Consider the following 13,326-nt stretch of genomic DNA (forward strand, 5'->3'; position numbering starts at 1 on the left):
TCCTATCTAATTCCAGATTTATAATTGGAGATTTCATAGCTTTCACCCTTTTCATTTTCCACCTTAATAGATAAAGAATAAACTCTACTACTGTTATCAATCTGATTATTAGAAATAAAAAGGTTATGATAGCTTTTTATTAATCCTCCAATATTTTCCAAGGATACTTGTGTATTTTCAGCACCACTTTTATAAATATAAAGCTTTAGTGCTTCCTGAAGTTTATTTTCCGCTTGAATTATATAGGTACCTTCAACATTTTCTTCTATATCTATTCTGATTGACCTCTCCTTATTCTCTTGTGGAAAAGGTTTCTCTGACACCTCTATTACATCATTAAGCGAGGTGATAGATATAGTGTTATTTTCAATTGGTATAATATCACCACTTGACAGCTTCATATATCCTATATTATTTTCCTCATAAACATTAACAGATAAATCAAAATTAAATTCATCTTTTTCATCTACCTTATAATTATATTCTTCTACAGGCTTAATACTTCCATTTACTTTAAAACCTTCCTTATTTCCAGTAATAATAAAGCTATCAGTCTTTCCATCTATTTTTTCAATTTTGAAATCCTTAAAATTATAGTTAGCTAGTAATGGAATTTCTTCTGATGAGACTGCTTTAATTTCTTCCATAATTTCCTGTGCTATAAGCATAGCTTTTTGCTTATCCTCAGCTTTTCTATTAATATCTGCAGACTTCATAACCATACCAGCTATGGCAGCTGCCAGGATTGCAAAGATTGCTAAAGTTATTAAAACCTCTATTAAAGTTAAGCCTTTTTTTATCTTAGTTGTTTTGTTTTGAAATTTATTATTAATTCCTTTTAACATCCACATTACCACCATCTCCTGTAACAGTGAGTCTTGGGGTATCTATTGGGTCATTCTCCACATTCACTAACACACTCTTATCAGTCTTATTTATAATCTTCAAATTAGCTGCTGAGCTATCCTTATCTCCTGTTCTTTCTGAAGAATAAACATTAATTATAATGCTATTACTATTTGGTACAAATTTTATTCCCTCTCCATCATACTTAAGAGGATAGTTTCCTTGAGGTGTCTTATATTTATAATAATAAGCCCCTTCCTTCTCAGTAAAGACAATCTCTGCTTCAATTACCCCTTCGCTGTCATCATATACATAAGTAGCCTTTGCAGCATCTTTTGCTTTACCCAGCATAAAGGTAGGAAGATCGGAATCAATGCTCTTAAGACTAATGGCAAAGTCATAGCTCTCTTCCTTTTCTACAGCACTTTCTTCTATGGTATTTTTAAAGGCAGCTACAGCAGAACCAGTAAAAGGATTTTCTTTTCCATAGCTATTATTAAAGGCCCATTCTCCATAGGAGTCATCCTCATCAGTAATCTTAGGGACAGCATAAAAATCTAAGGTAAGAGTACCTGCAACTTCTTCCTGAGTATTTTGGCTTAAGGATAAGCTGCTGATGAATATCCTCTTTGAATTGTTTTCTAAGAGCTGCATAAACCTAATATAATTATTATAGTTTCCATTGAAGGATAGATTAACCTTGAGACTTTCAACAGAACCTCCCTCTAAAGAGGACCCATCTTCTTTTTCTTGTGTTTTTTCCAAGGTCTTATCCTCAGTATTATTAAGACCTTTATACTCCTCTGCAATAGGCTTTAAAACACTGGAAGAGGCTTCTTCTTGAGCCGTATCAGAGCCCTGTAAGCTTTCAAGGGTAGGCATAGCAAAGGTCATATTTCCAATGATTCCTGCTTCTCTAAGGAGTTTGTCCAGTTCTACAATTATATTGTTCTGTGATAAATATGGATAAAGTTTGTTTGTCTTTATTGATATTCTTTCTGAAGCTTCCTCAGCCTTTGTTTTAAGACTATCTAGTGAGGATATGCTCTTTTCAATGGTATTTAGCTTATCTGTAAGCTCAATCCTCTGGAGCTTTAATTGCGATACCTCTTCCCTCTGCTTGATAAATATCAATTTATAATAGCCAAAAAATATAATTAAAACACCTAAAAATAATAGGAGGTTTTTTTCTCTTTTACTGATCTTCATTTATCTCCCCCTCCTTTAAAACGCAGCTTATATTGAAGCTGTATTCCCCCTCAGCATTTTCAGTAATATTGCTTATAGAGGCTTCTTCCACAAAGGAACACTGTGATATATTATATAAGAATTCTGCAATGCTCACTCTATCAGAAGATACTCCGCTTATGCTTAAGCTTTCATTAGAAGCATTTATATTTTGAAAATATACCTTTTGAGGAATGGTAGAGGATAGCTGAACTATAAATCTTGTATTTATTACATCTTTTTTATATATGGATGTATATATCCCCTGAAACTTTTCCTCATATTCCTTTAATAGATTCTGCTTTGCTATTACCACTTCAGCTTCTTTATATCTCTCAATTCTTTCTGGATCCTCAAGTTTTACTTGAAGCTTATCTATGTCTTTGTTTAGATTCATAACGCTTATAGTATTCCATCCTAAGGTAGCTAAAATAAATAAAGCTAATAGAAGCAGAAGACCATATTTAAATTTCTTGGTATTTTGCGATTCTTTTTCTTCTCCCAGATAGGGTTTAAAAAAGTTAAAATCCCTCATAGTTCTTCTCCTCCTACAGCCTGATTAATGCCCCTAAGGCATTGATAAAAAAATCTACATTCACTACATCCTGTTCATTCTTAAATACTACATTATCTAAAGAACTAACCTTTATAACCTTTATATTGAGTCCTTCGAAAAGCTTTAACTCTAGATCCTTAATTCTTGAGCCTCCTCCATAGATAAATACCTTATCAATCTTATTTCCTACAGCCTTATTTCTATAGAACTGAAAGAGTCTCTGAAGTTCTCCTATAGTTGTGTCAATAAATTGATTAATAACTCCCTGAATAGCTTCATCCTCAGGAGTATTATTAAGATTTTTGCTTATAGAGAGTTTTTTCATCTCCACATCCTTTTCAGGTATTCTTAGGGCTTTAGCTCCTTCTGTATCTATAGCTGAGCTTCCTACCTTAATAATTCTTGTAAAATCCATGACTTTATTTTTAAAGATAGAAACATCAATATTTTCAGCGCCCATATCTACTAAGGCCACTGTTTCATGAGCTTCAACCTTTTTTCCATTGAAGGTATAATTATTAAGAAGAAGCTTCTTAACTGAGTTAAATCTCACATCAAGAGCATTAGGCTTCAGCCCTATCTTTAAGGATAAATCATAGTAATCCTTGGCTAGCTTATGGGGATAGGTAACCACCAGCACCTTAAGCTTGTCCATATCATCAACCTTCAATTCCTCTAATATGTCATACTGTATTATATAATCATGCATATTTATAGGAAGATATTTTTGTATCTCATATTCAATAAGAGTATTAAGCTCCTCCTCAGATGCCTTAGGAATGATAAGCTCACGGTTAATTATAATACTGCTGTTCCCAGTAAAATTAACCTCCTTATTCTTAATCCCTTCCTGCAGCAAAGCATTGATTATCTGATTGCCTACCTTGCTCTTATCAGCAATAACTCCATCAGAAATAAAGCTCTTATTATTATCCACCTCAATAAGCTTGGATACATAGAGCTTATTCCCCTTTTCCTTCCCCAGAGCCATCTTAATACTACTGCTTCCTATATCAATTGCTAAATATTCCTTGGGAAATAATACTGACTTCTTACTCTTAGTCTTCTTAACCTCAATATCTTTGCTCTTAACACTTCTCAGCGAACTCACATCAGTAGTCAAAAGCTCCTTCAAACTGATTTTTTTCTTCTCTGCCACAGTCATCTGCTTCACATCCTTATGAAGTAATTGATGGATAAATTTCTAATTAGGAAAAACTCCACCACTAGGGGTGGAGCATTACATTAAAACTAAACTATTATTCTGTTATAATTTCTGTATCAGCATCGTCTCCTGTATAAACAGTTACATCCCCATCATCATCAATATCTATGGTGTATAAAGTTTCTTCACCATATTCTGGTGTATTTACATCTTTAAATGCATTTACAATATCAGTATTTGTTACTCCTTCAGTCTTGTCTCCAACTTTTTGGGTTAACGTAGTTGTTGTCCCTGGTGTTAAAGTATATATACCTTCCACCATATCTCCAGTAGCCACAAAAGTTAATGCGGTTCTCTTTATAGTTTCACAACTCTGAATATCTGCTTTTTTCTTAGCATTGTTACTTACTCCTGCTAAATTCGGTATAGCTATAGCAGCAATAATTGCCATAACCGCTAATACTATTATAAGTTCGATAAGGGTAAATCCTTTTCTTTTCTTCTTCTGATTTGTTATTAATACGTTTTGCATTTTGTTATCCTCCTTGGGGATATATTTTTTTTATTTTTACGTGCAATACTTTACATCGTATTGTACATCGCAAACATTGGGGTGATGATGGATATTATCATGATTCCGATTATTACGCCCATGAAGACTATCATTATAGGCTCCAGGGCAGCAGTAAAGTTAGCTATTTCTGCATCCAGCTCCTCATCGTAGAAATCGGCTGTTTTATTCAGGATTTCATCGAGAGCTCCAGATTCTTCTCCAATTTTTATCATGGAGTAGAGCATAGGTGGAAATAGCTTGGTGTTCTTTAAAGGCTCGTAGAGGCCTTCTCCTCGGATCAAGGCTTCCCTTGCCTTCATTAGCTTTTCTTCGGCAACCTTGTTGCCTACTACTTGAGATACTATCTGTAGTCCCTGCATTACAGAGATACCGCTGGCAATTACTGTGCTTAAGGTTCTGGTAAATCTAGAGGCTATTGTTTTTTCGTTTAAGCCCCTTACTATAGGAACCTTTAGCTTTGCTCTATCTAAAAAGAGTATTCCTTCATCGGTTTTAAGATAATAACGAATACCAAAGATAACGGCAGCTAAAACTAATGATATGACTAGAAAGTTGCTTCGAAGTCCGTTGCTCAAGGCTAAGAGCATTCTGGTGAGAAAGGGAAGCTCCACTCCACTGCTTTCGAACATAGTTACAAAGATTGGCATAACGAAGATTAAAAGTGCTGCTACGATGGTTATGGATACAATCATTAGGGCTGATGGATAAATCATTGCATTTTTTAACTTGTTATTTATCTTAACTTCCTTTTCATAGTGCCCCGACATCCTTTCAAGGATAGAATCTAGGGTACCGCTGACCTCTCCCGTTTCAATAAGGCTAATAAGCAAATCTGGAAAAATTCCCTTACGATTTCTCATAGCATCAGAGAGGGTCTCTCCCTTCTGTATCTCCTCCTCCACCATAGCTAAAGCCTCCCTAAGCCTCTTATTAGGGTGCTGCTCTGCTAATATGTGAATGGAGTTATTTATAGAAGCTCCCGCATCCAGCATGGTATAAAACTGTCTGCAGAAGATGGATATATCCTTACCTGTAACCTTCTTATATCTATCAAGGTTAAGCTTTAAGCCTTCCTGCTGCTCCTCCACGGATAGGGGATAATAGCTGTTTCTGCTTATCATTTCAATTACTTCCTCTCGGGAGCCTGCTATATAGGTATTTTCAATCCTCTCTCCCGAGGCACTTATTGCTTTATACTTAAAATTTGGCACCGTATCACCTCCTACCCCTTAGCTACACAGCAAAGGTTACTGTCAATAATTCTTCTATGGTGGTTTCCCCTTTAAGGACTAGCTCCCTACAGGCCATGGCTATTGTCTTCATGCCATTTTCCACAGAGAATTCCTTCAAAGCACTATTACCAGAGTTATCTAAGATAAGCTCCTTATGCTGCTGTGTTATTTCCATAATTTCATAAACCCCTCTTCGGCCATAATAACCGCTGTGATTGCAATTAGCACAGCCCTTTCCTCTATGAAGTATCAATGGTGAATTCTGAGGAACATTCAGGATTGCCTTTTCTCTCATGGAGGCCTCATAAGGCTCCTGACATTTAGGACATATCCTTCTCACAAGTCTCTGAGCTATTACTCCACTGATAGAAGTAGAAACTAAAAAGGGCTCTACTCCCATATCCACCAATCTCAATATAGAAGATGGTGCATCATTTGTATGAAGGGTGGAGAAAACCAAGTGACCAGTGATAGCAGCTCTTACAGCAATCTGAGCTGTCTCTCCGTCTCTTATCTCTCCTATCATCACCACATCAGGATCCTGTCTTAGGATGGACCTAAGTCCAGCAGCAAAGGTTAAACCAGCCTTCACATTGACATTTACCTGATTGATACCCTGAATCATATATTCCACCGGGTCCTCAATGGTGATTATATTCTTATCCACCTGATTTATTTCATTTAGTATGGTATAAAGGGTGGTGGATTTACCGCTTCCTGTGGGTCCTGTTACCAGAACTATACCATGGGGGCTTCCAATAATTCTATCAAGCTTCTTAAGGTCCTCTTCCTCAAGACCCAGCTGAGCTTTGGAAATATTATAATTATCTCTATTTAAAACTCTGATAACTACCTTTTCACCGGCAGCTATAGGAAGTATTGATATACGTAAATCTAAGTCCTTACCGGCAACCTTGGTGATGATTCTTCCATCCTGGGGTATTCTTTTTTCTGCTATATTTAAATTTGCCAGTATCTTAATTCTTGTTATAAGTGCTGGCAGAGTATCTATGGACAGGGTAGAAACCTCCTGGAGCCTTCCATCGATTCTGTAGCGAATTCTGATAAATTCCTCATAAGGCTCAATATGTATGTCACTGGCTCTAGATTCTAAAGCATCCTTGATGAGATAATCCACCATCTTAACCACAGGAGCATTTTTTATATTATCTAGCTCAATATCACCTTCATCTAAATCCTTGGCTTCTACAAGCTTTTCCTTGGATAGCTCCTCAGCAGCCTTGAGAACCTGTTCATTAGAATAGTATCTTTCAATAAAGAGCTTTATTTGATCCTTGGTTCCGATGTAGCTTTCCACCTCAAAGCCTGAGGCAATGGATACATCATCTACAGCAAAGATATTCAATGGATCCCACATGGCTACAGAGATTTTGTTATCATGAAAGGCAAAAGGAAAGAGTATATATTTGTGGCACATATTTTCTGGGATTATTTTAATTACCTTTTTATCCACCTCTACAGCAGATAAATCTATCCTTTTAATCCCCGTCTGCTCTTCCAGCACCTCTACAATAATCTCATGGGTAACAAGCCCCTGCTCAATGAGTACCTCTCCAAGCTTTTTACCAGTCTTCCTTTGAATCCCTAGGGCATTGTGAAGCTCTGAGGGTGTAATCTTTCCTGATTCCACCAGCATATCGCCTAATCTCCTTTTAACTATACCTAACATAACGCTTCCTTCCCTTGCAAATATTTTGCTAAATAGAAACTGTCAAAGTTAATAAGAAATATATTATATTTATAAAAGTAACAATTAATTAAAATATATGTTATTTAATAACATTATTTCTATAAATTACTAACTTAATTATATTAATAATTTTTAATTTTTACAATAAAAATCACACTTAATCCTACTCTTTTTTTCGACGATATTTTTTATGTTATTTTTAAAACAATAATAAATAATATTCAATTAACCTTTCTCCAAATACCATAGCTATAAAGCCTCCTACAAATAAATAGGGTCCAAAAGCAATGGCATCGCTTTTTTTCCTTTTCTTGAATATTATTATCAGTGCCGCACCAATGCCTCCTAAAACCAAGGCTATGAATAAAGCCGCAACACTTAATTTAATACCAAGAAAGACTCCACAAATAGCAGCAATTTCAATATCTCCCTCTCCCATTCCACGAGTAATATATACTATAAGTCCAATAAAAATAGCTGATATAATTCCCCCTGCAATATAGCTTAAAGGATTTACATTATGAGCTAATACTTCAAAAATAATAAATGCTATTCCTACAATTCCCCCTGTTATAGTAGTAGAGGTATAAACCTCCTGAGTCTTAAAATCTATAGCCCCAATAACCAGTGCTATAGAAACAAAGGCTATTCCCTTAACAAGCTGATAGGATAAGCCAAAGGCCAGATATACAGAGATATAAAGCAGCGCACAAAAAAGCTCCATGGCAGGATACTCTATTGATAGCTTTTCACTACAGTAGCGGCATCTCCCTTTCAAAAGGCCATAGCTCATCACAGGAATTAAGTCCAAGCTTTTAAGCCTTGCTCCGCAATAAGAACAGTGGGAAGGTGGAAAAGCTATTGACTCTCCTGCAGGAATTCTAGAGATACATACATTTAAGAAGCTTCCCATAATTAGCCCAAAAATAGTTACCAAAAATATCATATCATCACCCCTTTGCAATTATATCCATATTATAGAATAAAATGCAATAATTATATATAATTACATAATAATCTATATATTATAAAAAAGATGTACAGGGTAACTCCCTGTACATCCAGCACACATTTATTAATTATAATTTTTTTAAAGTATTTACATAATAAAATTCCACTTCACCTAATTCTTCAAGCTTCCTTCTCTCTTTTTTGTTACTATTAAAACCGCTGCTGCTCCTAAAGCTACTACCCCCAAGATTATATAACCATAAGGCATCTGATCCCCAGTTTTAGGTGATTCAGGCTTGTTTGGTTTCTGAGGCTTTTGTGGTTCTTGAGGTTTTCCTGGTTCTTGTGGGTTTCCTGGTTCCTCTGGATCTCCAGGTTCCTCTGGTTCCTCAGGAGTTGCCTCTGTAATTAGTACTATTTCATCAGTGTTCCTTACTCTTAAGCAAGGTACTGAATCTTCTGATTCACCTTCTGGATGAAGATAAAGTAATCCTATAGCTGATATGGTGTCTCCTACCTTGAAGGCACCAGTCTTTAGATATTCTCCTGTAGTACCTGAACCAATATAACCATCAATAAATATATTAGATATATTTCCTTCATTATCCTTAATTCTTATATTTGAAATAACACTGTTACTGCCAGGAATAATTTCAGAAATCTTTCCTTCTACCTTAAGAAGGCTACCACCAAAAGCTTCATAATCCATGGATTCTTTAATAGAAACCTTTTTAGCTTCTTTCGGTTTAAGATTATCCTTATCAAGGATTTCAACATCAATTACCTGAAGCTCCTTATCTCCTTGATACTGATCCACATAGCCTATTACCTTAACCTTAGTTCCCAGCTTAAGACCCTTTTCAGCATATGGGAATATAGTTATTCCTGCAGTATCGTCTTCAATATATATAGCATCAAAGAAGGTATTCTTCTCATTATCTGTACCAGCGGTAACTATTCCTTCTACAGCGAATACATCACCAATTTTCCCTTCTCTTGCTTCTTTTATAGTACTTATCTCTAATTCACTTTTAACAGATTTAAGGATGTTTTCCATGATTGTTTTGTTGCTGTAAGGTAGATCCCAAATATTATCCATTTCATAAGCAACCTCAAAGTTACTCATAAACACTGTACCAGAAACAAATACATTGCTACCATTAGGTAAAACCTCACGAGCTAAGGCAATAACATTTCCCTTTTCAACATTAGTGAAGTTTCCTCCGAAGCTCTTAGTATTATTCACATAGGTAGTAGGATGACCCTTGATTAAATATTCTACCTTACCACTAGCCACAGCTTCAGGATTTAATATAATGGAAGATCCACTGTAAGCACTATATTTTTGCTCTGCAACGATTCCTTTAGTAAATGGTGAATTACTATTAAAGTTTGTAAAGTATAGTCTATAGCTCTGGCCACCATTACTTACATCATCTGTCATCTGGTCGCTATTTATTCTGCTAGTAGCTCCCAATGCTGAAAGGATTTTATTTATTTCTATGGAGGATTGACCATCTGAAGTATCCTGATAATCTGCCAAGCCACAGAGTATTACTGTTCCTCCCTTATCAGCAAAGCCCTTTACTAAGGCTATAAATTCCTCAGAAAAATGCTGGGGCTTATAATCCTTGTTATCAAAGGTGCCAGTCTTTCTTGCTGGAGCAGATACTATAAGAAGATCAGCATCCTTTAAATCCTCAGCAGTTAGCTTATCCTGTATAATCTCAACTTGAGCAGAGTAGTCTGCAGCAACCCTTGAGAAGTTACCCATATTACCACCATAGTAGCCGGTAACATAGTCATTGCTATGGCTACCGTCTACAATGATTCTAGTAACCATTTCCTGAGGAACATACTTTAAGCTCAAGGTCTTTTGATACTGTTTAGCAATTCCGTTTATTGTACCCTTAAGAACAGCAGTGATTTCAACCTTTCCAGCATTATTATGGGTATAGTTAAAGGTATAATCACTGGTCTTCATACTATCTACCTTTTCAAGCTTTTCTTCTTTTAAATCTACCTTTTTAATAACTGTATCACCTATCTTGAATTCTAATGATTCTATCACTAACGGAGATGCCTCGTTATTATATAGAGAAATATCCAGATCAACAGCCTCATTCTTTACAGGTAGATAGGTATCTGTGGATAAATCGCTGATACCAGCAGCCTCAACCTCTCCTACCCATACTGGAGCTGTTACAGCAATTTCACCATCTGGTTGAGTTACTCTTATAAAATAATAGGAGTATTCCTCTGGTACAGAAAACTCTACAGTTTTTTCCTTAGAGTCTACTGTTGCTTTATCAGCTACTAAACCACCATTTACTACAACTTCTACCAGGCCTATCTTAGAGTCTGTAGGATCCTTCAAATCTACCTTTATTTTAGCAGTAGCCCCTACAGCTCCCTCTGGCAATATAGTTCCCATTATATTGTCATTGAGGGTATAATAAATACTAAGATCATTATCCTCTGTAGCATAAATTCTCATATTTCTCATGGCTGAATAAATTTCTTCTCTGTTTAAGTTATCGAGAAGGGCTACGGTTCTACCAGTATTAGCATCTCCCCACTTACCCTTATGATTATCCTGATTGTTTGTGGGTGCTAAATGCCACCCCTTGTCTAAAGCCTTTATATAATAATCATAGGAACGGAAATATCCTGAGCTACCAATGGCTCCCTCACCATTTCCTACTTCTATCATTGTAATAAGCTTATCAATATTCTCATCATAATTACCGAAGTCCTGGAAGGTACCGAAGGTTTCTCCCGGATGATTAAATTGAGATAAGGAACCAGTATCAGTTTTTAAGGTGTCATAATATTTCTTAAGGCCAGTAGCAAAGTTACTATAGGCTGACTGAGTCCTACTCTGGAAGCCCTTAGTATTATAGGTGTTCATATGTCCTGTACCATTAGACCAGGTCATTTCATAGCCATAAATCCCTACAAAGCCTTCATTGGTAAATTCATCTGCAAGGCGATGTCCTTCTACCCATTCTTTACTCATGGAACCATCAGCAATGGATGCTGAAGCTTCATTATCAAAGGAGTTAGAGTGATCCGTAACAGCAAGAAAATCTATCTGTTCTGCCTTATCTCTAGCATAAGTAAATGCATCCTTCACAGTACCAGAACCATCTGAATAGCTTGTATGGGAATGAATTTGTCCGAAGAATACCCCATACTTATCATTTTCTCTTAAAGTAAAGCTTAAGGTAGTAATTTCACTTTCACTATATCCTGCTTTTGTAGCCTTAACCTTTATATTTACAGGAAGAGTCTCTAGAGTAATTCCTTCCTTGGCATTGTACTCCTTCCAAGTAACCCCATCATCCATAGAATAATAAATAGCAGCTTCCTCTGTATCAGTAGCAAGAGTTACCTTAGTATTAAGAGCTACGGCACCTCCATTAGGCATTGAGTTTACTGAAGCAACCTTTAGCTGCTGATATTTCTGAGTAATTATCGGACTATTGGTCATTCCACTTTTTGAAGCATATGACTTAACCTCTGCTGGTAATACTGTAAGCTTAGGCTTAACATTACTATCATAAAGCTTATACTCTTCACCATTTATGGAATAGTAAATCTTAGCCCCTCCAGTTTCTGAGGTCAGCGTAAGCTCTTGTCCTAATATAACCTCTCCTCCAGTAGGGGTTATTACAGGGATTTTTACAATATCAGAAGAGTTAACAGGACTTCCTGTAATCTTTACTTCATTTAAATAGTTCGTTCCTCCTGATTGTATACTCTCTCCTTTGATAGAGATATTGTCAGCAACAGCAAGCCTTATATAAAGAGTTGATGAATTTGCTGCCTCTGTTGGTAAAGCAGCAGAAAAGCTCTGATATTCTCCATCCTTTGTTATGGAAAATTTATTTCCTGTATCAACAAAGTCTACTCCTGTGGTACTATAAAGAACCTTAAAATTCTTGGGACCAGTTTTTGACCCCCTAATCTTTAAAGAGAAATTAATATTTCCAAATAAAGATGAGCTGAGCTTGAACTGATAATAGTCTCCTACTGAAAATCCCGAAGAGCCTATATAATTTGAAGTGCTATAAGCAGGAATAACATTAGTTCCTCCTCTATTAAGGGTAAGCTCCACAGACTTATCCATGTAATCGTTATCTTCGTTCTTATCACCATAAACTATAGTTGTTGTTGGAGCCTTAGTACCGGCCCACTTACCTAAGGTCATAGTCTCTACCGGATCCTCAGAGCCCCCAACGAGCCTTACATCCTCAGCCTTAGCAACTCTCAGCTGAGCAGCATTATAGGCACCAACCACAGCATATATATCTACTACATCATCCTTTTTAATTCCGCTAAGAGTTGGAAGTCTATATATATTTATTGATGTGCTTCCCTGTGTTAAAGGGGTATTTCCAGAATTATTAATTTCCCCAATAGTAGCCCCTTCTATTAAAACCCTTTGGGATTGATAGAATTTAGTACCACTAGTATAGTCCTTAAGGAGATCATCAATAGTAACTTTGATAGATGGAAGAGCAGAAGTACCTACCTTCTCATAGCTATCTGTCTCTGCGAGTTCAATGAGGCCGTTGTATACAGCCCTTTTACCAGTGATTTTAATAACATCACCAATGGAAATCCCAGCCTGCTTGTCCTTGTTGAAGTAAATGTCTATACCTCCTGTACTATCCTGAATATATACATTTCCTCCATCTATAAAGGTTACAGTTCCCTGCACAGTGAACTGCTGTCCATTTGTTCCTGCCTTAGCTTCAGCAATAGTTGCTATTTCCATCTCAGCAATAGCTTCATTAGCTGTTGCCTCAACAGTAGATTTCCCTTCCTCTTCCGCAGTGGCTAGTACAATGTTCATATCTGTCATCAGTCCCAATAACATCACCACTGTAATAAGCCAGGAAAGAAGTCTGAATTTCTTTTTCTTCATATTTATTACCCCCTATAATCTTCTCATTGTAATTATATTAATAGAAATTAAATACAATAACTCATATTAATATTTATTAAACAAGAAAATCTGTAAGGCAAAAAAAAGCCAGGCTGTAAGCCTGACTTTTC

At 36.2% G+C, this 13,326-nt stretch carries 9 protein-coding genes; all 9 read right to left on the reverse strand.

All coding sequences use genetic code 11. From position 1 onward, the window contains the following. Positions 1-2: 2 nt before the first annotated feature. Entirely contained in the window at positions 3-851 is an 849-nt protein-coding gene (locus ACPWSR_RS00675; RefSeq protein WP_426349771.1) for a type IV pilus modification PilV family protein, read from the reverse strand. Then, positions 829-2,055: a hypothetical protein gene (locus ACPWSR_RS00680; protein ID WP_426349772.1), complete on the reverse strand. Its 1,227-nt coding sequence runs from the start codon at positions 2,053-2,055 to the stop codon at positions 829-831. Before ACPWSR_RS00680 ends, ACPWSR_RS00675 begins: the two co-directional genes overlap by 23 nt. Continuing rightward, the gene (locus ACPWSR_RS00685) at positions 2,042-2,608 is read right to left on the reverse strand and encodes a PilN domain-containing protein (protein WP_426349773.1); all 567 of its coding nucleotides are present in this window, start codon (positions 2,606-2,608) and stop codon (positions 2,042-2,044) included. The genes ACPWSR_RS00680 and ACPWSR_RS00685 overlap by 14 nt, the downstream gene beginning before the upstream one ends. 13 nt (positions 2,609-2,621) lie before the next feature. Continuing rightward, a complete protein-coding gene (gene pilM / locus ACPWSR_RS00690; RefSeq protein WP_426349774.1) occupies positions 2,622-3,794 on the reverse strand; it encodes a pilus assembly protein PilM in 1,173 nt (390 codons plus the stop codon). Between the two features lie 94 nt (positions 3,795-3,888). After that, complete coding sequence (locus ACPWSR_RS00695) at positions 3,889-4,326, reverse strand: prepilin-type N-terminal cleavage/methylation domain-containing protein (protein WP_426349775.1); 438 nt, start codon at positions 4,324-4,326, stop codon at positions 3,889-3,891. 50 nt (positions 4,327-4,376) lie between these two features. After that, complete coding sequence (locus ACPWSR_RS00700) at positions 4,377-5,579, reverse strand: type II secretion system F family protein (RefSeq protein ID WP_426349776.1); 1,203 nt, start codon at positions 5,577-5,579, stop codon at positions 4,377-4,379. Positions 5,580-5,601: 22 nt separating this feature from the next. Next, a complete protein-coding gene (locus tag ACPWSR_RS00705) occupies positions 5,602-7,290 on the reverse strand; it encodes a GspE/PulE family protein (RefSeq protein ID WP_426349777.1) in 1,689 nt (562 codons plus the stop codon). 220 nt (positions 7,291-7,510) lie between these two features. Then, positions 7,511-8,257, reverse strand: coding sequence for a prepilin peptidase (locus ACPWSR_RS00710; protein ID WP_426349778.1), 747 nt, complete (start codon positions 8,255-8,257; stop codon positions 7,511-7,513). Between the two features lie 177 nt (positions 8,258-8,434). Then, on the reverse strand, positions 8,435-13,195 hold the full coding sequence (locus ACPWSR_RS00715) for a CehA/McbA family metallohydrolase (protein WP_426349779.1): 4,761 nt from the start codon (positions 13,193-13,195) through the stop codon (positions 8,435-8,437). Positions 13,196-13,326: the final 131 nt, after the last annotated feature.

Source organism: Alloiococcus sp. CFN-8 (assembly GCF_049943125.1).
Taxonomy (GTDB): Bacteria; Bacillota; Clostridia; order Clostridiales; family Clostridiaceae; genus JAEXZL01.

What these genes read in the sequence shown, in the direction of transcription:
- ACPWSR_RS00675 (WP_426349771.1), bottom strand. Translation starts at nt 851, where the DNA reads ATGTGGATGTTAAAAGGAATTAATAATAAATTTCAAAACAAAACAACT.
- ACPWSR_RS00680 (WP_426349772.1), bottom strand. Translation starts at nt 2,055, where the DNA reads ATGAAGATCAGTAAAAGAGAAAAAAACCTCCTATTATTTTTAGGTGTT.
- ACPWSR_RS00685 (WP_426349773.1), bottom strand. Translation starts at nt 2,608, where the DNA reads ATGAGGGATTTTAACTTTTTTAAACCCTATCTGGGAGAAGAAAAAGAA.
- pilM (WP_426349774.1), bottom strand. Translation starts at nt 3,794, where the DNA reads ATGACTGTGGCAGAGAAGAAAAAAATCAGTTTGAAGGAGCTTTTGACT.
- ACPWSR_RS00695 (WP_426349775.1), bottom strand. Translation starts at nt 4,326, where the DNA reads ATGCAAAACGTATTAATAACAAATCAGAAGAAGAAAAGAAAAGGATTT.
- ACPWSR_RS00705 (WP_426349777.1), bottom strand. Translation starts at nt 7,290, where the DNA reads ATGTTAGGTATAGTTAAAAGGAGATTAGGCGATATGCTGGTGGAATCA.
- ACPWSR_RS00710 (WP_426349778.1), bottom strand. Translation starts at nt 8,257, where the DNA reads ATGATATTTTTGGTAACTATTTTTGGGCTAATTATGGGAAGCTTCTTA.
- ACPWSR_RS00715 (WP_426349779.1), bottom strand. Translation starts at nt 13,195, where the DNA reads ATGAAGAAAAAGAAATTCAGACTTCTTTCCTGGCTTATTACAGTGGTG.